Source organism: Synechococcus sp. BA-120 BA3 (assembly GCF_034931285.1).
Taxonomy (GTDB): domain Bacteria; phylum Cyanobacteriota; class Cyanobacteriia; order PCC-6307; family Cyanobiaceae; genus Cyanobium.
Genome location: NZ_JAYGHZ010000252.1, coordinates 1 through 23,302 on the forward strand (window position 1 = coordinate 1; position 23,302 = coordinate 23,302).

Here is a 23,302-nt window from a genome sequence, read left to right on the forward strand (position 1 = left end):
CCTCGGGGCCGCTGCCGCCGGGGCGGCCGGGGCTGAGGTGCAGGTGCAGCACCAGGTCGGGATCGTCCAGATCCACCGAGGAGCGCGACCCCCACACCTGGCGCTGGCGGTCGACCAGGGCGTTCTTGACCTGCAGGGCGCTGTAGTGGCTGTGGGTGAGGCCGGGCACGCTGCCGCTGGCCTCCACCCGGAAGCTCAGCTGGGGCGGCAGCCAGCGCTCCCAGTCGGCGGCCCGCTGCACCCCCTCGTAGAGCTCCTCCTTGCCGCGGCAAGGGAAGCGGGCCAGCTGGCGCAGGAAGCGGAACGGCAGCCGGGCCTGCAGATGCAGGCGGTAGAAGGTGGCCGCATCGGCCCGCAGGCCCACGGCGCGCCGCAGGGGGCGCACCTCGGCGGCCCCGAGCGCCGCCGCCTCCGCCGCCGCCGGCTCCTCCAGCCCCGGGGGCACCACGGCAATGACGTCGAAGCAGGAGGAGCTGGCCATCGCTCCATGCTGCTGGCTGGCGGTCCCCCTGTACGGGGATGCCCACCGCCGGTGGCCGCGTCTGGACCGGCGGGGAGGTGGCAGGATGAACAGGTTCGTCCTCGGACGAACTAGGTGATCCACACCAGTGTTTCGGACAGCGGTTCGATTCCGCTCAGCTCCATTCCCCCGACCCACCGCCCCGCAGGCGGTGCGTCATCACGGGGCTGCAATGGTTTCGACGGGGCATGAGGAGGGTGACTGAAGCCTGCTCGGTCAGAGCGAACCCGTAACAGCGAACAACATCGTTCGTTTCTCCCGTCAAGCCGCCCCTGTGGCTGCCTGACACTCTTAACGGAGACGGGGTGAGGTCAGCCTTGTCACCCAAATGACCCATGGGCCCTGGAAGGGGCCTTCCTCGAACAGCTCGCAATCTATCTTTCGGCTAACATTGCACTTCGACATCGGAATTCTCCCTAGAAGGTCAGCGGTGAGTTCCTAAGATCCATCTTCATTGTCGCGACTCGCCCTGATACCCTGTCTCCCTCTTGTAGCAGTTCCGATGGATCATCCAGTTCCAAGCAAAAGCCGCAGGCAGATGTTTCCAGCTGATGTTCCTTCTGGACGTCTGGTCTAGGCTTGTCGGCTCGACAAGAATATCGGCGAAACCCGTTGATCAAGATCTCAACAGTTGCCGGTACAGTGGCCTTTCCTACAAAGGCCCAACCCATAATCTTATCCCTATGGATTTCTTCTAGGCGCCCCTGCCAGCCCTGATGATTTCGGACTTCTCGGCGATAGATCTCCGGGGATATCTCAATACTTGATCGGCAGGCAGATCTGGTGGGGCCGTCCAGATTTAAATCAAGGAAGCAATCTAGCTGGTCAATTAGCGTATCAGGGTTCAGCAGGGCCTTTTCGTAGGAAATCAGCAGGCAGGGAATATCGATTTTTTTCAGGAACTCCAGAAGCCGATGGTATTCGCTCAGGCTCTGTGTGAGTTGACCCATCAACTGTTCCCCCCTTGAAACCTGGCGCCGGCCAGCGATAGCAAGAATATCCCTGAAAATCACCACCAAGTAGGGTCTTTTCAGCATCCGAAAGAGGGAGTGTTCCAGGATTTGGCGCGATGGAAGCTTGAAGCCCCAGAGTGCGTAAGCATCGTCGCGCTGCCTAATCAGCCTTTGTAGCTCTCGACGCCGCCGTTGTTGCAGCAAGGCCGCAAGCTGCTGGTCTTCGTGTGTGCCGGTTGCCGTCTGTTCCCCCATGGAGATGCCTGCAGCCTGAAGAACCGCCGCCAGCATGGAGGTTCCGGACCGGCCAAGGCCAGCCACGACGACGGTGGCGGGTGGGATCCCATGCATCTGGGTTGAATTCAGACGCCAGAAGCCTGAGTTTAAATGGTTCTCCGAATCCCCCCCGAGCATGAGTGCACCGTGGGACTCTGATGGCTTTCGCTGGAAGATCATGGTATGAGCGTGGGCAAAAATGCAGCGAGGTGTTGCCTGGCAAGCCCGAAGCGGGTGGGTGGATTGGATTGCAGCGAAATCAATTGCTCCACCGCTTGCTCGGCGGTGACGAACCACCCACAGCGTGGACTGACATACCTTGGATAGGCCATCAGAGCCCCGAAGACCAGCTCATCCAAGCTCAGTTGACGTTGGCGACGCGCGCAGACAAGGTGATCCTGAGTAAGACCCCACCCAGCGTAAAACGGTAGGCCATGGCAGACAACGGGAACCTGCCTCAGCAGAGCCTCAAATCCTGTGCCGGAGGTAAGCACATGAACTCGATCCACCTGCCTGAGTAACGTATCGATGGAAACATGAGGCAGAACAGCATCCACGAGATTGCCAATGGTATTCTCACCATGTCCGGCAGGCCTTCTCCCGTTCACTACGAATGGGTGCGGCTTGTAGATCACGTAGGACCCATGCTCTAGTCGAAGAGCCGCCTTGACCAGCTCTAGGTTGGTCCGGATGCCTGGGGCCCCATAGCGGATAGAGGCATCTTGCTCGACTTGTCCAGCCACAAGGACCACAGGCTTGTTGAGAGAAGGCCGTTCCCAGCTATCTCCATCCAAATTGTATTTGCTCAGGGAAGCCGATAGAATCTGCTCCCGTAGCTGCAGTGCCCGCTGACGCTCCTCCTGAAGGAACGAGTGATCCTGAAGAAAGCACTCTAGTGCGCTGGCGCGGGTAGCATCAAAGTAAATGCCAATAGGATCGACAGCCAGGGATAGCGGCAGTTGGAGGTGGGCTCCTCGGCCGGTGGAGCGAAGAAAACCATCTTCCAATTGAATCAGCGGTTTGCGAGGATCCCTTTCCAAGGCTTTTCTGTTGGCTGCTCTGCCCAGCACTGCTGTGGCCTGAGCCGAGGAACTGGGTCTGGCATGCAGTGGGCGGAAGCGAACTGAACTCCCAGCCAGGTAGAAGCGAAGTGTTCGGTGATGGAATGGATGGATTCCGAACGCCTCGATCCTCTCAGGAAAGCGGCGGCGACGTTCCAGCTGCAAGCCCACCAGCTCCAGAATTCGCTCCGGAGGACAGCGCTGCCGGCGCGTGGGATCCCAATAGGTGCTGTCCTTGACAAGCCATCGAAACAGGAGGGCGAGTTGACGGTCGCGCTCCACCGGCAGTTGCGAAAGCCCGTGCACCGTGAGCTCCCAGATCAGGGCTTCCAGGCCCCATCGCCAGTCGCTGGTGATCAGTGCGGCAGCGGTTGCCAGAAGTGGTGCGGGGTGTTGCCGTTCCTGGCGGAGATCCCGGACGGTGGCCCCGGGGTAGAGGTGTGTGGCCAGGCGGGAAAGGTGGCGATCTCGGAAGGAAATCGACTGCAGTACGAATGGACTCTCTGGCGGACTTGCCCGCTGGCGTTGATTCCATGCGCTTAGTTCGAGTTCGCGCCACCGATGCAGCAGGTTCTCCAGCCGGATCCGTTGGCGGGGCGACAGCGGGCAGAGTTCCCGCGGAGGCCTGATCCATGGGCAACGGCTTAAGGGCGTTGGGCGCCAAAGCCTGGAAAACCAGGTCGGCTGCTCAAGTCCGTACAGGGGGGCCAGGGAATTCCCCATCAGAGTGGGCCAGGTGGAGCAAAGTTAGGTGTTGGCGAGCAGGGGGCTGAGTGGGGATGGTCCAGAAGGTGGTGATCTCAGGTGCCAGCCGTGGCATTGGAGCCGCCCTGGCAGAGGTTATGGCCTCTCCAGGCATCGCTCTACTACTACTGGCCCGGAACGAGGACTGCCTCCACAGAGTTGCAGAGCGATGTCGTGCCAAGGGGGCGCTTGTGTACTGGAGGGCCTTGGATGTGAGAAATCGTGAAGATGTGGCCGAAAGCGTGGCCGAGTTCGCAAGAGATGGAGGCATACAAGTAATTATTGCCAATGCCGGGACGGTGTCCTTGGAGCGGACCCCGACCGATCGAGGCCCTGACTGGGAGCGACTTCAAGACCAGATCCATCACAATCTCAGTTGTACGCTTTCGTTGCTGCAGGTGGGATTGAGTCTACCTGTGGAGCAACGGCGACATCTCCATTGCGTTGTGGTCAGTTCCTTGAATGCGTTCCTGGCGTTGGGTGAAGCTCCTGGTTACTGCGTGGCGAAAGCTGCCCAGCATTCTTTGGTGGAGGCACTGGAGGATTTCTATGCCGCCCGTCCTGCGCCTGAAACGGAGGTGTTCTTCAGTCAGGTGTTTCCAGGATTCGTAGCCACAGGAATGGCAGAGGGCTATCCAGGTCCTCGGCCATTCCAATGCACTGCGCAAAGCGCAGCTCATCGGATTCTCCGGGGTGTGAGGGCTCGACGCCGAATCATCTTGTTCCCGCGCAGATTGGCATTGCTTATCTGGATCGGGCAATGGCTGCCAAAAGCTCTTCTGCGCTGGATCATTGCTCCTGGTCGAGCGTATCGAGGCTCTTTGCCATGATCAGGTGGGACATCACTTGCTCGCCTCCATAGAGCTTAAGGAAACGAAGCATGGAGTGATTATCTTCGAGAATCCAGCCCATGCTTGCGGAACAGCTCCCCAAGGCTTGTCCCGTGTTGATCAAGTGGCGGAGCATCGCGGTGCAGGCCATCAGGGACAGTTGAGATCCCTGCAATTCTGGAATGACTCCCAAAAGCGCGATCCGACCGCGTTTACATTGGCAGCGTCGTAAACGCAGGAATAGCTGTGGCAAATTGAGGATTCCAAGGCTGGGGTTTAGTTCGGAGGCGATTTCTTTGGCGTTCGGGATGCCCAAAGAAACGGCAACTGGCTTTCCATGCAAAGATACGAATGAAAGAACACCTCTAGGTAGGAACATCAGTACCTTCAGAACCAGATTCCTGGCTTCCGCTTTGCCGATCGGTTCAAAGCCCCAATTGCTTCCCCAACAGTTGTTAATCAAATGTTCCACCCACTGGACGTCACGGCCCAGAGTCGACCATTTGGCTACTTCCAGTCTTAGTCCGTGCTCCGGCATGACTTCAAGCAAGGGCTGCATACGCGCAGCAATGCGTGTAGCGTTACGTTCATCTGTCTGAAGAAAGGTTAATAATCGTTTTGCACGCTGATAGCCACAGAACTCCAGATTGTCAATATAATGTTCAGGCGTCTCTGGATAACCGTAAAGTGACGGACATGTGCTGTGCTCTAGTAAACCACACTCGTCATGAATAGAAGGATTGAAAGGCCCAATGATTATCCGAGACCCTCTGTCTCGCGCCCAGGCTTCGGCTGCTCGAGTAAGAGCCAGGCTGGCTTCCGGGTTGTCGATACAGCTATAGAGTCCGAATCGTGACGGCCCTTCTGCAGGATGCATGGCCATGATCCTGCCAATCGTTGCCCGCTGATCTCTAAGGATCCAGCGCTGGTGAGGTGTGCGTCGCAGATAGGGTTGGAACCAGCTTGAACTGCGCAGAACTTCATCAAAATGAGCAAACCAGTCGGGTCGTTGCGCTGGTTCCAGCCCGATACCAAGAGCAGCCCTGAATCGATGGTGATCCAGGGCTGAATGGACTTCAACCAACTGCATCAGCTTTCGTTTGGTGAATAGCGTTGCAAAGAGTCTTGACCAAATCGTGCATACTCTCTTGTGAGTGATCGGAACGGACAAAAAGGCGTAGGCGACAGCGGTTGCTGGGTACGGTTGGAGGGGCGATAGGATAAACACCCCAGCCCTTGGAGAGCAAATGATTTGCGGTAAGAAAGGTATGGCGGAGATCGTTTAGCATGATTGGAATAATTCCCATCCCAAGGCTTCGCCCCACATCCAACCCCGCTTTTCGAGCCGTGTCGGCCAGATAGTGACCATTGGCTTGGAGCGTGGCAACCCGCTCCGGTTCGCTCAGTAAAATCTTCAAAGCTGTATGTGCGGCAGCACAGGAAGGTGCATTGAGTCCCACGCTGAAGCTGAAGCCACTAGCATGTAATCTGAGATGCTGAGTAATGGCTCTACTGGCAGCAATAAAGCCGCCGGTGGAAGCTAGGCTCTTGCTCAGGGTGCCCATCCATATATCGACTTGGCCAGGCTCAACTCCATGTTGTTCGTGGCATCCCAACCCTTGGCGTCCAAGTACTCCGAGGCTGTGGGCTTCATCCACCATAAGTAAGGCCTGATATTGATCTCGAAGCCGTAGCAGGAGAGCCAAGTCTGGACTATCACCGTCCATACTGAAGTGTCCTTCCGTAACAATTAGGCAGCGTCTGTAATGAGAGCGGTACTTGTCCAATAGCATTTGTAAGCATTCTGTATCGTTATGGGGAAACACCATTCGCCTGGCTCCGGAAAGGCGAACTCCCATTTGGATACTGTTGTGAGAGTACTGGTCCAGAACAACCAGGTCACCGGGCTCAACAAGTGCCGCGATCGTGCTGACATTGGTAGCGTGGCCGCTGACGAACACCAGCGCTGATTCCTTGCCATAGATCTGTGCAAGGAGGGACTCAAGTGCGGCATGGTGGGGTAACTCCCCAGCCATCAGGCGACTTGCGGAAGTCGATAGACCGTAATCCTTGAGGGCCACGGAAGCTGCTTCGATGACGGATGGATGAGTCTTGAGATTCAGATAATCGTAAGATGAGTACTGCTTCTGATCCAGGGGTTGGATATAATTGGACCTGGAAAAAAATGGCAGATCGGATTCTTGGAGCCCATTGCGTTGCATGAGCCGTTGCACAAGCTTCTGACTGGAGAGTAGAGAAGCCTGTTGCCAAGGCATCGGTCTAGGGCCACGAAACCGTATGATTCTAGCGCAAGCAGTGCTCTATGTGCTAAGCTATAAACAGGCTCTCTTTTAGTTGTTTCAATGCCAAGTGCGATAAAGAGAATCGAAAGAGAAACTTTGCTTGCCATGAGCGACGATCAAATCGTCGCCGAAGTCGTCACAATACTGAAGAGGGTTGTGCCTCAGGAGTTGGCCGATATCCAGCTTGACTCGCGTTTAATTGAGGATGTTGGTATTGATTCATTGGGAACATACGAGTTGGTTATGGACGCCGAGGACCGGTTCGGCATTCAGATAGCTGATGACCAGCTTATTGACGTAAAAACCGTCAGGGATGTTGTCAAGTTTGTTAAATCTCAATTGGAATGAGCAGTCAATATCCGATCGCTGTCACTGGGATGGGTTGCATGTCGCCTCTCGGATGCAACCCTAATGATGCTTTCGCTGCCAGCCTTAATGGATTTATTGCTTCTGCCAATCTTTATGAATCCTGGGCTAGTGGTAGGGACAAATACCTTGCAGCAACTGTACAGACTATGCCTGAGTCACTCTTGGGTGAATTCCTGGCCAACCGTCTGGATCGATTCAGTCAGTTTGCGCTTCTAGCGGCGCGGCAGGCTTGGTCCGCCAGTGGCCTGGGAGACCATGATGTCCTTGGAGGTCGTTTGGCCGTGGTGCTAGGCACTGGGATCGGAGGCCAATCCACCTTGATCCAGCAATATGAGCGCAATGCAGCGGGTGCCAGACGTATACACCCCTTAGCTGTTGCTATGGCCATGCCAAATGCGGCGGCGGCTCAGGTGGCTATTGATTTGGGGGCCCACGGTGGCGCACATGCGCCTGTATCGGCATGCTCCAGTGGCGCTGAGGCGATTATCTGGGGGCAGATGCTGTTAGCTTCCGACCATGCAGATGTGGTTGTGGTCGGGGGAGCTGAGGCACCTATCCACCTTGCCACCATGCGTGGGTTCGCGGAGATGCGAGCGCTTTCCTGTCGACATGAGGATCCGCAAAGCGCCTGTCGACCTTTTGCGGAGGGCCGCGATGGGTTTGTCCTTGGGGAAGGTGCAGGGGCGCTCGTTCTGGAAAGACTCAGGGATGCTGAGGCACGACATGCGCCGATTGAAGGGCTTTTGCTCGCAGCCGGCATGACGAGCGATGCTCACCACCTGGCCATGCCGCAACCTGACGGGCTGCATGCTGCCGAGGCCATCCGGAAGGCCCTGAGGGGTGCAGATGCGAGGCCAGAGGATCTCTCGATGATCAGCGCCCACGCTACAGGAACGCCCTTGGGCGATATGGCAGAGGCACAGGCGCTTCGGCTTGTGCTGGGCTCAGCCACCGATCACGTCTGGGTCACCGCGCCCAAGGCCGGCCTTGGCCATCTGTTGGGGGCAGCGGGAGCCGTGGAATCCATACTGACCCTCAAGGCCCTGCAGAAAGCGGTAGTACCGCGAAGCCTTAATTCAGATCCTCCCGACCCTCAGATCCCGCTTCGGGTTGCCAGGAATCGCAATGAGAATCTAAGCCGTAGGAGTCGGCACTTGGCCATCAAGAACTCTTTTGGATTTGGCGGTCACAATGTGAGCCTGCTGTGGGCAAGTGCTTGACCTCGATCCTTGTGTTGCATCAGGGGGCTGAATCCAGTCTGGACTTTTTCCTTTATTCGGCTTTCAAGTCACGCCATTGGAGGCCGATACTACTGGACACTCGTCAGCGTCCTCCTAAGGATCTTGGATCGCAGCTAAAGCAGGTTCAAGTGGTCATGCTTGTACGCTACTGGCCCCGGGGATGGCGCTGGAGAGGCTGGCTACGACAAGCCAAGATCCAGGGTCAGCGTTGCATATATTGGATGGATGATGATCTATTAGACATTGACGGATTTGAGGTGTTACCCCATAAGTATGCCAACAAACTACGTCGTCTGGCTTGGTCGAAACGTTTCACCATCCTTGACTGGTGCGAAGAACTCTGGGTCAGCACCCCAGTCCTCGCTGAGCGTTATGCCAGTTTGAATCCCGTGCTGATTCCCTTACGACCACAGCTGCGTGTCCTAGCGCAAGTCAAGAGCTTCTCCATTGGTTATCACGGAACAGCGTCCCATCGTCAGGAACTTTTGTGGCTTTACCCACTCATTCTCAAGGTGCAGGAGAGGTACTCTCATACATTGATTGATCTCTACGGTGATGAGGAAATGCGAAGGCTATACGGATCTGTGCCGAGAGTTCGTGTCCACCAACCCGTTCCTTGGGAGCGTTATCTCCAACTGACAGCTAGCCAGCGGCTGGATTGTCTTCTGTGCCCGCTGATGGACAACGGATTCAATCGGGCCCGCGCGGCGGTGAAGTTTTTTGACGCAGCTCGACTCGGTGCTGCTGGCTTGTATAGTGATAAACTGCCTTACTCTGCGCTCGTGAAGCATGGCGAAGATGGCCTGCTCCTAAGTGATCAGCGTGATCAATGGCTCAATGCAATCGATCGGCTGCTAACCAATCCGCAATGGTGCGAGCGATTGGCAAAAGCCTCTCGAAGTCGTGCTTATGACTTTGTTCGTTAAGGCAGATTCATGATTGATCTTACCCGTTCGTTCTCCAGGTTCACTTTTGCTGCAGTCATTAACCTTTTGGCGTTTTCGCCAACGATCTACCTGCCACTAAGTGTTATGGCCGCCACCCCAGTGGCGCCCACATTATTCAGCGGAGATCTGCGCTATCGACTTGGCCCAGGTGATCGTGTCAGGATGTCAGTCTTTAAGATACCTGGCTACGAGGGTCTTGCTGAGGTGATTGCAGATGGTACCGCCAGTTTCCCCAGGATAGGCAGCATCTTTGTTGCTGGGCTGACGTTGGATCAGGCCCGAGATCGGATCAGTAAGGCCTATTCCAGGTTCCTGCGCCGTCCCATTGTTTCTCTGGATCTGGTGGCTGCGCGTCCCATGCGGATCACTGTCACTGGCGAGGTCCAGCGGCCCGGCTTATACAGTCTGGATCGTTCTGGGAATTATCAGCTGGACAACGCTGGTGATGTGGCTGGTTCAGCTGGTTCAACCACTATCCAGTCGAGTGGTTGGCCCACCATGGTCGAAGCCATTCAGAAGGCGGGGGGAATCACAGCCCGAGGTGATTTGCGAGCTGTCATTCTTAGGCGCCAGTTTGGCCCAGGTTCCCAACGAGAGCTAAGGGTCAACTTCTGGGAGGCCCTACGAGATGGCCGGCAGATAGAGAATCCGATTCTCTTTGACGGAGATGTGGTTATGGTGACGCCCGCAGATGATCTCAGTTATCCGGATTTGATCAAGATCGGAGCATCAACCTTCGCTCCTGACACCATTGGTGTGAATGTTGTGGGTGAGGTCATGCGTCCCGGAGTTGTCAAGATTCGGGCCAACAGCCATCTCAGTAATGCAGTTTTGAGTGCCGGAGGCTTTGTCAAGGAGCGAGCCAGCGTCAGTAACGTCCAATTACTTCGCCTTGAACCCAATGGCACAATAACCCAAAAGCAGGTCCGCTTCAATCCATCCGATCCCCTGGGTAGTGACAATAATCCTGCCTTGCAAGATGGAGATGTCATTGTGGTTAACCGCAATCGCAGATCCGCTTTCAACGATGCCGTACGCGCCACCCTCGAACCGGTAGGTCCTGTCATCAATGCAGCTTCTTTGCTGCGTCTGTTAGGTGTCAACTGAACCATTGACCATGGAAGGCACAGGGACAAGGCTCCGAAGATTGAGTGGTTTCGAAATTCAGTGGCGCGTTGTCAATGCGTTGGTTTACCGCGAGCTAAGACGCCGCGTTAGCGATGTCCATGGTGGTTTCCTCGCCGTGCTCGTTGAGCCGATCGGCCAGATCGCGGTTTGGGCAGCACTGCGAATGATTGCGAGCCCAGCAACGAGAGTGAATAATCTTAATATCGTTCTCTTTCTGGCGCCAGGGGTTATACTCTTCAATCTGTATTCGCGTGTTGCGTCCCATGGCTTGACAACCATGGAGGCAAATAGGGCACTGTTCTTTTATCGACGTGTCAAGCCCATTGACACGGTTCTGGCCAAGGCCATCGAAGAGTTAGGCCTCTATGCCTGTGCGGCCATTGTGGTGTTCAGCCTTGTCTGGGCACATTTGTATGCTCTGGTACTTCGAGATCTTCCCTTATTGGTCATGTCCTTCGTGCTGATGACTCTGCTTGGAGTCGGTACGTCTCTTTTGTCCTTGGTTGGATCTCATTACTTTGCCAACCTTAAGCAGATCCTTTCCTGGGTGAACCGAGCGCTATACTTCGCGTCAGGTGTGATGTATTCTCCTATTCAGATTCCTCAATTTGCCAGAGACCTGCTCGTCTATAACCCACTTCTCCAGTGTATTGAGCTGGCTCGTCAAGCCTTGAGCATTGACTATCAGATTCCTTCGCAGATCTCTCTGGCTTACCCTTCTGGTTTTGCCTTGATTTACCTTAGCCTTGCCCTGTGGTGCTATACTAGTAATGAGAGAGCCCTGATTAGGCGTTAATTTAATGATTCGCGTCAATTCGCTTACCAAGAGCTACCTGTATAAAGGCAAGAGAAAGCGGGTCCTCGATAACTTAAGCTTTGAGATAGGCAGTGATGAATCGATCGCTGTCATCGGTGCCAATGGTGCCGGAAAATCCACCTTACTACAGCTGCTCGGTGGGATTGATGTTCCTGATCAGGGTACGATTCAATGTGATGGAACGATCTCCTGGCCTGTTGGAATTGAGGGTGGATTCCAGGGAAGTTTGACTGGGCGGGAAAATGTGACATTCGTCAGCATGATTTACGGGGAGAGGCGTGACCTTGAAGATCGCATCAAGTTTGTTGAGGACTTCGCAGAGCTTGGTATTTATTTTGATCGGCCATTCAAGACATACTCTTCAGGGATGAAGTCTCGTCTGAGCTTCGGACTGTCGATGGCGTTCCCATTTGATTATTATCTGATTGATGAGATCACGGCAGCTGGAGACCAGAAATTTCGAGAAAAGAGCAAAAGGCTTTTGCTGGAACGAAAGAAAACCGCAAACTTCTTGATGGTTGATCATAACCTGTGGGGGTTGAAGATTCATTGCAACCGAGCCTTCTTGCTGGAATCAGGAAAGGTCTTGGAATTTGATGATGTTCAGAAGGCGATAGATATTCATACCAAGAGTCTCTTGGCTGAACTTCCACCTGATACTGCGGAACTATCTCATGCAGCTTAACGTCGCCAGGCAAAAAACAATTCAGGCTTTTCATCATGCCCAGACTCATTTGAAGTTTCGGGCAAAGAAACCTGATCTGCTGGGTTGGCTAAAGAAGCGGTCTGTGCTTCAGTTGGTACTTGTGCCCATAGTGCTGGCCGGAGTGTATTTCTTTGCAATTGCACGCGATCGCTATGCCGTGGAGTCGAGCTATGTCGTACGCCGGTCCGCGGAAGACATCTCCCTCGGTGGCGGCGCTACCAGCGGCTTAGCTGGATTGTTTGCAGGTTCTAGTCAGAACTCTCTGGAAGATGCGCGATACCTACGCACTTACCTCACCTCACCGCAGGTGCTGGAGGATCTGCTCAAAACCTATGATTTTGATGCTGCATATGCACGATTCTCCCCCGACCTTTTTGCAGGCTTGCCAAGTGGTGCAAATCGTCAAGATCGGCTCAAATTCTTTCAGAAGCAGGTACAGGTTCAACTGGATGAGATTTCTGGGGTTATCACTCTTACCACTGTCGGATTGTCTCCTAAAGCCGCTTATGAGCTCAATAATTTCTTGTTGAAGCAAAGCGAACAGTTTGTCAATCGCTTGAACCAGCGTATTGGGGAGGCCCAACTACAGTTCGCCCGAAAGGAACTGGCCAGTTCTCAGGCACAGCTTGACAAAGCCAAGCAACGCTTGCTTGCTTTCCAAAGTTCCACAGAGGTGATTGACCCCAAAGTTGAGGCGGGGATTGTGGCCAACTCTGTTGGAGGTTTAGAGATGAAACTGGCAGAGCTGAAGCTCCAGCGTTTTACTCTTGAGCAGCAATACAAGAGTAAGGATGAGCCTGATCTCTTGGCCGTTATTGACCAAATTGCAGAACTCCAGCGTCTCATTGATTCTGAACGCAAAGGTCTCGTGTCGCGCCAAGGCTCTGGCCGCAACCTCAATCGTAAGGCGGCTGACATTCTCAAGTACCAGTCAGCTGTCGATTTTGCTGCAGACCTCTACAAAACAGCACTCATCTCTGCCGAGAAAGCTCGTGTTGATACACAACGACAGCAGAAATTCATGGCCATTCTGTCTGCACCTCTTCTTCCTGATTCGCCTGCATTTAACTGGCGCCTCCGCGGATTCTTCACTGTTGCTGCTATTGCTTTGGTGGGCTTAAGTCTGGGTAAGTTTGTCTTAGGGGTCCAAGACAGCCATCGTGAGTAAGCTGATCCTTCATCTGGCTAGGCACGGTGGAACCGGTCGGCAGTGGAGGCGAAAGGCTCTTGCCTTGTTCTTTAGTCGCTGGAAGCTGCTGCCTGGACGATGGTTGGACTCAGTTGACTGCCCGACTTGGATCAGTGACTCCGCTTTGCAACCCGGCTGGTATCGGTTGGGAATTCTGTTGCAAGGACCGCAGCATCGCTACCGGATCGAGCTTAGCCGTGGCACAGAGCCATTTGTTCAGTCCCTGCAGGTCACCAATGGCCTCGAACGTCGTCGTTTGATTCGTATTTCCAGCCGCGGCAGAAAGGACCTGAAGCTTCGTTTCTTTCACCTTGATGGCGACATCCAAGAGCTACGACTACGATATCAGCCGCTGTTTTCCCCGAGGGCCCATTACCGTGTCGCAAGGCATCTACGCACTCGTCATGGTCTTTATGGCAGGGTCATTGGCAGCAACCGCATGCTCAGCCATGCACGCATCTGGGCTGACTACAATGCTCTCCTTGCCCGGCGTCGGGTTGACGGCCAGGGTTACGCCGCTTGGATTCAGCAGGTGGAGGCGCCCCGCCGTTCACGACTGAAGCCGTCTGCAGAGGCATGGCGCCGGATACGTTTCCAGTTTTGGTCGCCGGGGGCCTTAGACGAGACTGACTGGTGGGTTGTGTTGGAAGATGGCGATTGTCTTGCTCCTGACGCGCTTGAACGTATGTCCCAGCTGCTTCAAGAGGTACCTGAGGCTGAGCTCATCTATGCCGACAGTGATTTGCTTTCTGCGCAAGGCGTACGACACACGCCTAACTGGAAACCTGCCTGGAATCCCGATCTGCTACTCACCGATCCCCACTACATTCGTTGCTTTTGGGTACGGGCGGATCGCTTGAAGGAAGCGGAACTGCGGCTGTGCGTAAGCGGCGAAGAACCCACCCCTTATGGCCTGTTGCTGGAACTGTCCCAGGTCTGCCTCTCGGAGCAGATCTGGCATTGGCCGGAGGTGTTGAGCCACCACAGGCCCACCGGCCGAGGAGACGATGCTTCCGCTTCCATGGTCCAACGGCACCTCGAGCGTCACGGTCTCAGTCCTGTGGTTGAGGCAAGAGCAGGCGGAGGGCATCGGCTGTTCTGGCCCCTCCAGGACAGTCCCGTTCTTGTGAGTGTGATCGTGCCTACACGGGATCGGTTAGAGCTTCTGGAGCCGTGCCTCCGTTCTGTGTTGGCCTTGGTTGGAACTCGGCTGGAGCTTGAGCTGTTGGTGGTTGACAATGGTAGTGAAGAGACATCCACACTCAACTTTCTGAGGGAGCTTGAGACAACGCGACGGGCGAAGGTTCTACGTTGCCCAGGCCCGTTCAATTACTCGGCACTCAATAATTCGGCGGCTGCCGTTGCTCAAGGGCAGCTTCTGTTGTTGTTGAACAACGACATTGAAGCTCGGAATGATGGTTGGCTAGAAGTTATGGCAGGTCAAGCCCTGAGGGAGGAGATCGGGTGTGTGGGAGCTCAGCTACTTTATCCAGATGGCACGTTGCAGCATGCAGGCGTCATCCTTGGCATCGGGGGTGTGGCAGGCCACAGTCATAAGTATCAGCCAGCATCGGAAGCTGGTCATCAGCTACGTGTCCACCTTACCCAGAATCTCAGTGCAGTCACGGGAGCCGCGTTGATGATTCGCCGTTCATTGTTTCAACAGCTGGGGGGCCTTGATGCCGAGAAGCTGCATGTGTCCTACAACGATCTTGACCTTTGCCTGCGGGCGAGGGCTGCGGGCTATAGAAATCTCTACTGTCCTGAGGCTGTGCTGGTGCACCATGAGTCCAAGAGCCGGGGAGCACCGATCACACCCGAGGCCCTTAGCCAGTGGCACAAGGAGCGTGAGGTGATGAAACAGCGCTGGGGTTTCGTACTTGAAGCAGATCCCTATTACCATCCTGAGCTCAGCCTCCAGGAGGAGAACTTCTCCCTCCGTCTTGATGGGCCGGCTCCTCGTTTGCGGCGTGCTGAGCCAATGCGGGAGTCGAGGTGATGGGTCTCGACTTAGTGAGTATCCCATTGATCGACCTGCCCGATATTGGTGACCGGGTGGCTGATGGAGTTTTCGGACCTTATGGCCGACAGGCCCTAGCTATGGCGGAGCAGGGTTTCTGTTTGCTGGATTTGGCGGACGCGACCTTCCGAGAGCGAGCGGATGAGATTCGTCGCTCTTTTTCCACTCATTTTTATCTTGAGGGATGGCGAACTGGCAGCGCCGAGAATCTACGTTTGCAGGATGGCTGGAATCAATGCACAGCTGTGCGGGAACTGGCCCTGCATCCGGTGGTCCTGGAGTTTCTCGGTATTCTTTTCGGACGTGAGCCCTTTTGCTTCCAAACGCTGAATTTTCCAGTGGGTAGCCAGCAGCATTTCCACAGTGATGCTGTGCACTTCCATAGTTACCCCCATGGATTCATGTGTGGAGTCTGGATGGCCCTTGAGGATGTTCATGAAGATGCAGGTCCCTTGGTGTACTACCCCGGTAGCCATCGCTTACCTTATCGTAGCGCTAAATCTGAGGGTATGACTCCATCGGAGATTGCGGCTGAACCGCACCCGCAGAGGCTTTTCGAGCCCATCTGGCGGAGAGAGATACGGCAGCAGGGCTTCCAGCCCAAAACCTTCCTGCCCCGGCAGGGAGAAGTTCTGGTCTGGCATGCCAATCTGCTTCACGGCGGGCTCCCGGTAAAGAACCGTGAGCGCACGCGTTGGAGCCAAGTGAACCACATGTTCTTTGCCGATTGCCTTTATACCACTCCGATGCATAGTTTCGGGCTCTCGGACGGAGGTGCTTGCATGCGACAACCTCAGGATGTGGCCACGGGGAACCCCCGGATTGGCTGCTTCAAGGGATAATGGGCGCAACTCCAGCCGGGTACTTTCGTGGCTCGTCGTCGTCGTTCAAAGCCCAAGCACTCCGGAGGCATCGATACGATCACGCCAGGCCTGATTGCAGGCTGGGCCCATTGCAACGATGCAGTGCTTACGGAGGTGCGTCTTTTGGCAGGGTCTCATCTGCTGGGACGGACGCTGATTAACCAGCATCGTCAGGATGTCTGCCAAAAGCTCGGGCTTGAGGGAACCTTCGGTTTTCAGCTGGAGTTGAGTGGCGATCTTCCCGCCGTGATCTTTGAGGATCCACCTCGCCTGCTGGGTCTGTCTGTTGATGGAAGCACTACTGTCGAGCTTCTCTACCAGCCTCAGCCTTCCAGCACCGCCGAACATCTTAAGACGGTGTTGGCCCCGCAGGTGCGCGGCGCCGTGGGCCATTTTGACGGGCTGAGCCCTGATGGCGATGCTCTCCAGGGTTGGTGTTTCCGGCGCGGCCAGAGTTCTGAACAACCGATTGAGGTCTGGCTGCTGACTGCCGGCCAGCCTGCGATCGAGCTTCGTTGTGATCGCTACCGACTGGGTATGGGCGCCCAGGGCTTTCCGGAGCGCTGTGGTTTTGAGATCGAGCTGCACGAGCTGCCTCCTGCCTGGGCAGGTCAGGAGGTGCAGGTCTGCTTTGACGCCGAAGGCAGCATCCAGCTGCCTGGGGCTGGTGCGGTTCGTCTGCCGTGTGTTGCGAATGCGGAGATTACCACTGCTGAGCCATTGATGCATCCTGCTTCCGGGTCGCCGTATGCTTCCCAAGTGGCCATGGCACCACCTGATTTGCGGGCGAACTGGCAGGCCTTGGAGCAGTACAGGCAGTTTCTGGATTCCCTTGATGCTCAAGTCAGCCGTGCGGAAGCTTTCCAGCAGCAGAGGCGTGAGCAACAGTCCCTTGAGGCAAGCCGCCCGCGGCGGAAGCGCGATCGCTTGCTCCGTTTGTTCGGGTTCAGGAGTTGACCGTCAAGGTTGCTGCCAGATGGCCTCCAAACGCCGCCGATAGCGTTCACCTACACTATGGGGGCTAAACTGTTGTTTGTAAGCCACAGTTGCTTCCGCCACGTCTGCTTCCCGGGCCCCGTCCATGGCTGCGATCGTTTTCATGCTCTTCGCGGCTGATGCGATGTCGGGTTCTGCCCAGCGGTGCCGTTCGTCGGCGGGAGGGTAGGCCTGGGGGGGAATCGGCACAGAACGCCAGGGCACCGGATGGGCCAGTGGCCCCTGGCAGAAATCCGTGTTGCCTCCATGGTCGGTAGCAATCACGGCGAGCCCGAGCTGCAAGGCCTCCGCTAGAGACCGTCCGAATCCTTCTGAACGATGCAGACTCACGAAGGCATCACAGCAGGCGTAGAGGTTGAGCAGGTCTTCCCGCCCAAGGTTTTCTGCGATCAGCTTGATGCGTGGATCTTCCAGTAGGCGAGCCTGCAGCCATTGCCAGTCGTGGCTAGCAGGGGATGGGGAAAGGACCTTGATCACCAGTGCAACCTTCTGCTGCTGCTGATCAGGGAAAGCGAGTTGAAAGGCTTCAATCACCGCGTGGGGGTTCTTTCTGATGGTGGTGGAGTTGAAGTCAAAACTGTAGACGAACAGCGTGGCTGATAGTGGCAAGTGGAATTGATGCCGCAGGGTGCGACGTTGTTGTTCGCTTATTTTCACATTGGTTGCTGTGATGTCCACGGCCATGGGCATGGTGTGAATCGGGATGGCGTGTTGTGCTGCCATCGGCTGCAGGACTCGATGGATATAACTACTGGCGGGCCAGAGTTCATCGCAGTGCTCAAGCAGTGGTTCCCAGGCTTGGGGCCAGCGATCGGTTTCCCATGGCCATGCGGCGATTGTGTAGTGCCCTTGCTGTGGTGTCAGGCCATTCTGGAGCAGCCATTGGGCATGGCTGATGGGCTGCAGGCAGATGAGATTGAAGGCGTAGGGGCCTGAAGGCCCAGGGTGGATCAAGTCTTCCAGGCTGCGATCGTTTGTTGCTGATCCGTTGAAGGCCGGAACATCAATTACGGTGAAGGGCACATCCGCAGCGGCCAAGGCACGGGCGGCCATGCGGATGTCTTCGCCGACGCCGAAGACATGGAAAGCATGCCCGATCAAATTAACGCCAAAGGGTCGGTCGCTCCAGGGTGAGTGGGAGCTGGGCTGTGGAGGGGAGGGTGAGGAGCCCTTCAGGCGGGGATATCGCTGATGCAGCACGTCATCCTGCTGCAACAACAAGCTGTACGGCCCATGCTGGTCGATGCCGGCCAGCAGGCGGCGATGGGGGCCTGCCGGAGGCGAGGGGGCCTTGAGGCAGAGCTGGGGATGGGCGATCTGAAGAATCCGCACGCTGTGGCATTTCTGGAGCTGCAGTTGTGCTGCTTGCTGCTCCTTCAGCTGTGCATCCGCCTGAGGGCACCAGGTTTGCCGGAGCCAGGCCTCTGCATGGGGTGAGAGAGCAGTACTGGCTTGCGCAATGACTTTGTCCATCTGCTGGAACAGGGTCTGATCTGCTGGTAGCTGGGCATGACCGGCCTGGAGTTCAAGCCCGTAGTTGTGCAGATTCCGACCACTGGCTGATCCGAAGTAAGTGGCTTGCAGCCGGGTGGTCTCGACAGCCACGAGGCCGCGCTGGAGGCTGGTGATCGAGCTGCTGTGCAGGCGGGTGCGGCCTTGAAGGTGGGGGAGATAGCCGATGCGGTGGGGGAAGGCCGTGAAGGCACGCAGCCAGTAGTCGTAGTCGAAGGCGGTGTTCAGGTTGGTGTTGAAGGGTCCCAGCAGCACACCCATGGAGCGGCGCCAGAGCACGGCAGGTTGGCAGATGCCGCAATGGTTTCGCTGTCCCTCCAGACCGGCGCAGGGAAGAACTGTGGGGTAGGGCCGCAGAAAACCAGACGCGTCATCAAATTCCTCTCCTTCGCCGTAGACCATCAGCCAGTCGGGATGGTTGGCCAGGGCAGCCACGGCCCGCTGCAGGCAGCCTGGGGGGTAGAGATCGTCGGCATTGAGCCAACCAATCAGGCTGCCGCGGGCACGGGCGGAGGCCTGGTTGAGTGCATCTGCTGGGCCTGTATCCCGGCGGGACACGAGGCGCAGCCGGTGATCACGATGGCTCCACTCTTCAATCTGCTCAAGGCTGCCATCGGTGGAGCCAGCATCGGCGAGCAGTACTTCAAGAATTTCCGGTTGTGCCAACGCCGAGGTAATGGCTTCGTGAAGAAATGGCCCTGCATTGAGACAGGGCATCAACACCGAAACCTGCGGGTTCAAAGGCCCGTGGCCTGCAGCCTGATCATGCGGCCCAGCAGGTTCATTGCTCTTGCGTGTTCGTGCGCCTGTGCCTGGGTCAGTTCGTCCCCTGCGCGTGAGCGCAGGAAGTAGTGCTCGAGTTCTTCCTGCACCTGGTGGAGCTGTACGAGGGTGAGCTCGGCTTCTTCCTGAGTCTCCTTCATGTTCATGTTGGCAATCTCAAGCTCCTGAGAGCGTTTCTGGTGTTGCTTGGTGATGTCAGCGGCTCTGGCTTCTGCAGCTTGGAGGGCCTGGTCTTTGATCTGGAGCTGGGCGGTGAGATCGTTCTGGGACTTGCTCAGCTGGTCAAGACGCTGCTGAAGGCTGTAAAACTCCTGGTTGACCCGCTGAAGTTGCTTGGTGAGTTCAGTGGCTTTTGCCTCTGCGGTTTGGAGGGCTTGGTCTTTGGTTTGGAGCTGGGCGGTGAGATCTTCTTGTTCGCGAGAGCGCAGGAAGTAGCGCTCAAGCTCCTCCTGCACCTGGTGGAGCTGCAGGATGGTGAGGTCAGCTTCTTCCTGGGATACCTTGAGCTGCTCAGCCTGCTGATCGCGGACGGCCTGGGCCTGGTGGAGGGTTTCGGCCTGGGCGTTGAGCTGGAGCTGGAGATCGTTGGCGCTGTGGATGGCGGCGTCCTTCTCGGAGGCGAGGGCGTCGTGCTGGGCCTTGGCGAGTGCGAGGTCGTCCTGGAGGCGTTTGAGCTGCTCAGCCTGCTGATCGCGGACGGCCTGGGCCTGGTGGAGGGCGTCGATCTGGGCGTTGAGCTGGAGCTGGAGATCGTTGGTGGCTTTGGCCTGTTCGTCTCGCTCCTTGGCGCAACCAGCGAGCTGGGCTTGAACCTCGTCGTAGCTGGCCTCTGCGCCAGTGAGGGCTTCGGTCTTGGCTTTGACCTGCTGCGTCAGAGCGGCTTTTTCCTCCATCCAGGCTTGAAAGCGATTCTCACCGATCTCACGCAACTCGCGGTAGCGGTCTTCAAGGATCGTGAGGCAGCGCTGGATTGCCAGAGAGTCCACTGCGAGAATGCTTTTAGCCAGTTTACGAGTCTGTATGCCAACCAGCGCAACCCTCACCGAGCAGCTGGCCCTCCTGGGGATCCGTCTGCCGGCCTGGCCCAAGGAGCCCGAGGGTGGCGGCGCCACGGACGACTGGGTCAAGCGGGGGCAGGCCTATGCGGAGGGGGTGCGGCTGTGGCGGGCGCAGCTACGCAATGCGCCGGAGAGCACCAAGGGGGTGGTGGATCAGCTGTTGCGGCATCTGCACGACACCGGGCAGGTGGAGGTATGGGATCAGCTGGTGTATGGCGCGATCAAGCCAGAAGTGCAGGGATCGGCGGACTATGAACGCTGGCAGGCGTGCACCAAGTTGATCCGTTCGTCGGCGCTCACGCCGGCGCAGCTGCTGGGCATGGCGCTGGAAATGGCGCGGGAGCAGCGGTTGGTGGCAGCTAGCTACGGACTCAAGCGATTGCTGAAGGAACACCCTGAGATGGGAGGGGATGAGCGATTGCAGGTCTGCGCGGAACTGGTGGCCACTGCCAACACCAGCCGCCTGATGAAGGATGCCCAGACGGGCTCGGCCGATTGGGAGCGAGCCGTTGGCTTGCATGAAGAGATGGTTGGCTTGCTGGCAACGGCCATCGCCGCTGAGGTGCCAGCCGATTCCTCCCCGGGTGCCCATCAAGAAGAAGTCACGGCACTGCTCAGCAGGCTGGATGCCATCAACAACTGCCTTGGCAGCAAGGGCGCCCACGGCCATGCCCTATTCATTCAGATCTGCCGCGAGAAGCTGCCTGAGCTGTTGGGCAACTGGAGAGGGGAACGTCCATGGCTTGTGGAAGTGGGCTGCTCAAGGGAAATCATTGAAGGCCAGAACAGTACCGTGCAGCTGTTGGCGCTGGCTCAGGAACTGGGTTTGGCTTTTGCTGGGATCGACTTAGACCAAGCCAATATCGAAGCCCTCGAACGTGACTACAGGGAGAGCAATGCCAGCTGGATCACGGGCAAAGGAGAGGAGGAATTGCAGAAGTGGGAAAAGCCGATCGCAGCCTGCTACTTAGACGCCTACGACTTTTGGCACGCCAGCCATTCAGACCTAAGACAGAAAGCGTATGTAGAGAGCTATGGCTCAGGAATTAACGACGCCGAGTGCCACACCATGCATCTGGAAGCTGCCCGCCACTGCTCCCGGCTGATCCCCCCGGGTGGTCTCCTCGGCTTGGACGACACCTGGATGGAGAAGGATCAGTGGGCAGGTAAAGGAGCGCTTGCTTTGCCCTGGTTACTGGATCAGGGATGGCAGCTGCTTTCCTGCGCCAATCGAGGCACGGTGCTGCTCAAAGGAGGCGTAGAGCAATGAATAGCTATATCGAGAAATTCAAACATCAGCTGCCTTTATTAAAGTATTGCGACGGGCCTGACACCCAAGAGGATGGAATCATCAGGCATCTCCTGAGCTTGCTTGATCTCAAGAGCAATTATTTTGTTGAGTTTGGCCAGCGCAGTCTCGGAGGAGGAACACTTGGGCGTATTGCCCAAGAAAGACAAGCCAGTCTTTTGAATATTGATTCGGAAGCAGTCAAGGATGAGGTGAGAAACCCCTGGAACGATGGCCAGAAGTGGATATTGAAGAAACAATCTGTATCGCCCCTGAATATCAATCAGATTTTTGACGAATGCGGGGTCCCCGGTTCACCGGCAGCCTGCGTGATCGACGTGGATGGGATGGATTACTGGTGCATGCTAGCGATCCTGCAGAAACGACGGCCATCCTTGTTGGTTTGCGAATACAACTGCCATGTGCCTGCAGATGCTTCGGCCAGCCTCTCCTTTAACCCAAGCCATCAGTATAAAAGGGATAAGAACTACGGCGCATCTCTTCTCGCATTAAGCCAGCTGGCTCGAGATCATGGATACCGACTGGCCCATATTCATGGACCCTTAAACCTCTATTTTATACCTGAAGACTCCAAGTCATGGAAAGGGATCGAAGAGGGCTTGGATCCCAATGGGATAACGAACGACGATCTTACTGATCTTTCCAATACAAACGATTCTTATGACAGCTTTCACCCAGGCCAAAGGCCAAGCTGGTATGAATCCGAAGAGCCAAGCTTCAATCAGCCACCCTGGATTCGGCTCGATCGGATTGGCGAGAAGGTTCAAACCATATCAATCGATGAGTTCAAGCTATCCGTTTATGTATCAGATCAAGGCGGAGATCATTATAAACAGAGGGGACATAAAGAAGACAGTGTCTCACCGCTTTGGCGACTGATCCGCCACACGCTTGAACCAGAGGTTGTGATCGATATTGGGGCGAATTATGGGTATACAGCTGCCACGCTGTGTTCCCGTCTAGGCGCCAAGAGGCTAATTGCAATTGAGCCGGACCCTCGGCTGATTCCAATCCTTCGCGCAAACCTGAAGCAAATCACACCTGCCTGCGGGGTAGAGATAGTCCAGGCAGCTGTGTCAAGTCAAGAGGACTGCATGACAGCGATTGGCGTTAATCCTGTCTCGACCCAGGACAATCGAGTTGTAGCTCAGAAGAACTGGCAAGAAGTGATTGTTCCCGTCACAAGCCTGGACAAGATTCTGGGATCAGTTCCAAGACCCAATCGACTATTTATCAAGTCTGACACACAGGGTTTTGATGTGAGTGTTATAAGGTCGGGCTTCAAAGAACTTTCTAGGCGCAGCAACTGGATGGTGCGCTGCGAGTTTGCGCCGCATTGGATGGAGAGCCAAGGATTCTCTCCTATCAGCGAGCTTGAATGGCTGTGCGTAAACTTCCGGGTTTTTGAGGCACCGTTACGGACACCATGGAATTCGAGATTAAAAGAAGTTTTCAAGAGACCAATTGAGGCATGTCAAGCAACCTGCTTTGTAGATTATGTCAAGTCTCTCAATCACCAATGCATGGGGTGGGTCGATCTCTATTTGACACCGCCAAATTCCGAATTGCCTCTTAAAATTGCTGAAGCGCCAAACAGCTTGAGCTCATGAACCTGATTGTCGACACAGAGATGAGTGGGATAGATTAAAAACAAGCAAATAATGCGAATGAAATGTG

Annotated in this window: 20 protein-coding genes; 13 read left to right on the top strand and 7 right to left on the bottom strand. The window is 56.0% G+C overall.

The window, feature by feature from the left end:
- The 3 genes from VB737_RS08265 to VB737_RS08275 form a co-directional block, all read right to left on the bottom strand.
- Positions 1-481, bottom strand: a 481-nt coding sequence (locus tag VB737_RS08265; protein WP_500312394.1) for a THUMP domain-containing protein, incomplete at its 3' end; no start/stop codon positions are given.
- Between the two features lie 455 nt (positions 482-936).
- Complete coding sequence (locus tag VB737_RS08270) at positions 937-1,764, bottom strand: hypothetical protein (protein ID WP_323243344.1); 828 nt, start codon at positions 1,762-1,764, stop codon at positions 937-939.
- Between the two features lie 161 nt (positions 1,765-1,925).
- The gene (locus VB737_RS08275) at positions 1,926-3,092 is read right to left on the bottom strand and encodes a capsular polysaccharide export protein, LipB/KpsS family (RefSeq protein WP_500312395.1); all 1,167 of its coding nucleotides are present in this window, start codon (positions 3,090-3,092) and stop codon (positions 1,926-1,928) included.
- 497 nt (positions 3,093-3,589) lie between these two features.
- On the opposite strand from VB737_RS08275, the gene VB737_RS08280 reads away from it, so the two are divergent.
- Entirely contained in the window at positions 3,590-4,384 is a 795-nt protein-coding gene (locus VB737_RS08280) for an SDR family NAD(P)-dependent oxidoreductase (RefSeq protein WP_416238052.1), read from the top strand.
- Here the strand turns inward: VB737_RS08280 and VB737_RS08285 are convergent.
- A complete protein-coding gene (locus tag VB737_RS08285; RefSeq protein ID WP_500312396.1) occupies positions 4,344-5,474 on the bottom strand; it encodes a hypothetical protein in 1,131 nt (376 codons plus the stop codon). The two genes, VB737_RS08280 and VB737_RS08285, sit on opposite strands and share 41 nt — an antisense overlap.
- Positions 5,461-6,660, bottom strand: a complete 1,200-nt coding sequence (locus VB737_RS08290; RefSeq protein ID WP_500312397.1) for an aminotransferase class I/II-fold pyridoxal phosphate-dependent enzyme — start codon at positions 6,658-6,660, stop codon at positions 5,461-5,463. The genes VB737_RS08285 and VB737_RS08290 overlap by 14 nt, the downstream gene beginning before the upstream one ends.
- A gap of 132 nt (positions 6,661-6,792) precedes the next feature.
- Between VB737_RS08290 and VB737_RS08295 the strand changes: the two genes are divergently transcribed.
- The 10 genes from VB737_RS08295 to VB737_RS08340 all read left to right on the top strand — a co-directional run bounded on the left by VB737_RS08295 (position 6,793) and on the right by VB737_RS08340 (position 16,924).
- Positions 6,793-7,035 carry an acyl carrier protein gene (locus VB737_RS08295; RefSeq protein WP_323243348.1) on the top strand — a complete coding sequence of 81 codons (243 nt, stop codon included), beginning with the start codon at positions 6,793-6,795 and terminating at the stop codon, positions 7,033-7,035.
- Positions 7,032-8,276 carry a beta-ketoacyl-[acyl-carrier-protein] synthase family protein gene (locus VB737_RS08300; RefSeq protein ID WP_323243349.1) on the top strand — a complete coding sequence of 415 codons (1,245 nt, stop codon included), beginning with the start codon at positions 7,032-7,034 and terminating at the stop codon, positions 8,274-8,276. The genes VB737_RS08295 and VB737_RS08300 overlap by 4 nt, the downstream gene beginning before the upstream one ends.
- 242 nt (positions 8,277-8,518) lie before the next feature.
- Entirely contained in the window at positions 8,519-9,223 is a 705-nt protein-coding gene (locus tag VB737_RS08305) for a glycosyltransferase family protein (RefSeq protein WP_323243350.1), read from the top strand.
- A 9-nt stretch (positions 9,224-9,232) separates the two neighbouring features.
- Positions 9,233-10,351, top strand: a complete 1,119-nt coding sequence (locus tag VB737_RS08310; protein WP_323243351.1) for an SLBB domain-containing protein — start codon at positions 9,233-9,235, stop codon at positions 10,349-10,351.
- Positions 10,352-10,361: 10 nt separating this feature from the next.
- The gene (locus VB737_RS08315) at positions 10,362-11,168 is read left to right on the top strand and encodes an ABC transporter permease (protein WP_500312398.1); all 807 of its coding nucleotides are present in this window, start codon (positions 10,362-10,364) and stop codon (positions 11,166-11,168) included.
- 4 nt (positions 11,169-11,172) lie between these two features.
- A complete protein-coding gene (locus VB737_RS08320) occupies positions 11,173-11,874 on the top strand; it encodes an ABC transporter ATP-binding protein (protein ID WP_323243353.1) in 702 nt (233 codons plus the stop codon).
- Positions 11,864-13,063 carry a KpsE/RkpR family capsule polysaccharide export protein gene (locus VB737_RS08325; RefSeq protein ID WP_500312399.1) on the top strand — a complete coding sequence of 400 codons (1,200 nt, stop codon included), beginning with the start codon at positions 11,864-11,866 and terminating at the stop codon, positions 13,061-13,063. The genes VB737_RS08320 and VB737_RS08325 overlap by 11 nt, the downstream gene beginning before the upstream one ends.
- Positions 13,056-15,083 (top strand): glycosyltransferase family 2 protein, encoded by a 2,028-nt coding sequence (locus tag VB737_RS08330; protein WP_500312400.1) that lies wholly within the window; start codon positions 13,056-13,058, stop codon positions 15,081-15,083. The genes VB737_RS08325 and VB737_RS08330 overlap by 8 nt, the downstream gene beginning before the upstream one ends.
- On the top strand, positions 15,083-15,946 hold the full coding sequence (locus tag VB737_RS08335; protein ID WP_323243356.1) for a phytanoyl-CoA dioxygenase family protein: 864 nt from the start codon (positions 15,083-15,085) through the stop codon (positions 15,944-15,946). The genes VB737_RS08330 and VB737_RS08335 overlap by 1 nt, the downstream gene beginning before the upstream one ends.
- Before the next feature lie 27 nt (positions 15,947-15,973).
- On the top strand, positions 15,974-16,924 hold the full coding sequence (locus VB737_RS08340) for a hypothetical protein (RefSeq protein WP_500312401.1): 951 nt from the start codon (positions 15,974-15,976) through the stop codon (positions 16,922-16,924).
- Between the two features lie 3 nt (positions 16,925-16,927).
- Here VB737_RS08340 and VB737_RS08345 read toward each other — a convergent pair whose 3' ends face one another.
- Both VB737_RS08345 and VB737_RS08350 read right to left on the bottom strand, forming a co-directional pair.
- Positions 16,928-19,216, bottom strand: a complete 2,289-nt coding sequence (locus VB737_RS08345; RefSeq protein ID WP_500312402.1) for a glycosyltransferase — start codon at positions 19,214-19,216, stop codon at positions 16,928-16,930.
- Positions 19,213-20,301, bottom strand: a complete 1,089-nt coding sequence (locus VB737_RS08350; RefSeq protein ID WP_500312403.1) for a hypothetical protein — start codon at positions 20,299-20,301, stop codon at positions 19,213-19,215. The genes VB737_RS08345 and VB737_RS08350 overlap by 4 nt, the downstream gene beginning before the upstream one ends.
- On the opposite strand from VB737_RS08350, the gene VB737_RS08355 reads away from it, so the two are divergent.
- Positions 20,279-21,586 (top strand): hypothetical protein, encoded by a 1,308-nt coding sequence (locus VB737_RS08355; RefSeq protein WP_500312404.1) that lies wholly within the window; start codon positions 20,279-20,281, stop codon positions 21,584-21,586. The two genes, VB737_RS08350 and VB737_RS08355, sit on opposite strands and share 23 nt — an antisense overlap.
- Positions 21,523-23,235: an FkbM family methyltransferase gene (locus VB737_RS08360; protein ID WP_500312405.1), complete on the top strand. Its 1,713-nt coding sequence runs from the start codon at positions 21,523-21,525 to the stop codon at positions 23,233-23,235. Before VB737_RS08355 ends, VB737_RS08360 begins: the two co-directional genes overlap by 64 nt.
- The last annotated feature ends 67 nt before the right edge of the window (positions 23,236-23,302 follow it).

Excerpts from the sequence above, each read along its gene's own strand:
- VB737_RS08290 (WP_500312397.1), bottom strand. The coding sequence starts at position 6,660 with ATGCCTTGGCAACAGGCTTCTCTACTCTCCAGTCAGAAGCTTGTGCAA.
- VB737_RS08305 (WP_323243350.1), top strand. The coding sequence starts at position 8,519 with ATGGATGATGATCTATTAGACATTGACGGATTTGAGGTGTTACCCCAT.
- VB737_RS08320 (WP_323243353.1), top strand. The coding sequence starts at position 11,173 with ATGATTCGCGTCAATTCGCTTACCAAGAGCTACCTGTATAAAGGCAAG.
- VB737_RS08335 (WP_323243356.1), top strand. The coding sequence starts at position 15,083 with ATGGGTCTCGACTTAGTGAGTATCCCATTGATCGACCTGCCCGATATT.
- VB737_RS08325 (WP_500312399.1), top strand. The coding sequence starts at position 11,864 with ATGCAGCTTAACGTCGCCAGGCAAAAAACAATTCAGGCTTTTCATCAT.
- VB737_RS08310 (WP_323243351.1), top strand. The coding sequence starts at position 9,233 with ATGATTGATCTTACCCGTTCGTTCTCCAGGTTCACTTTTGCTGCAGTC.
- VB737_RS08300 (WP_323243349.1), top strand. The coding sequence starts at position 7,032 with ATGAGCAGTCAATATCCGATCGCTGTCACTGGGATGGGTTGCATGTCG.
- VB737_RS08270 (WP_323243344.1), bottom strand. The coding sequence starts at position 1,764 with ATGCTGGCGGCGGTTCTTCAGGCTGCAGGCATCTCCATGGGGGAACAG.
- VB737_RS08280 (WP_416238052.1), top strand. The coding sequence starts at position 3,590 with ATGGTCCAGAAGGTGGTGATCTCAGGTGCCAGCCGTGGCATTGGAGCC.
- VB737_RS08360 (WP_500312405.1), top strand. The coding sequence starts at position 21,523 with ATGGCAGCTGCTTTCCTGCGCCAATCGAGGCACGGTGCTGCTCAAAGG.
- VB737_RS08285 (WP_500312396.1), bottom strand. The coding sequence starts at position 5,474 with ATGCAGTTGGTTGAAGTCCATTCAGCCCTGGATCACCATCGATTCAGG.
- VB737_RS08295 (WP_323243348.1), top strand. The coding sequence starts at position 6,793 with ATGAGCGACGATCAAATCGTCGCCGAAGTCGTCACAATACTGAAGAGG.
- VB737_RS08355 (WP_500312404.1), top strand. The coding sequence starts at position 20,279 with ATGCCAACCAGCGCAACCCTCACCGAGCAGCTGGCCCTCCTGGGGATC.
- VB737_RS08315 (WP_500312398.1), top strand. The coding sequence starts at position 10,362 with ATGGAAGGCACAGGGACAAGGCTCCGAAGATTGAGTGGTTTCGAAATT.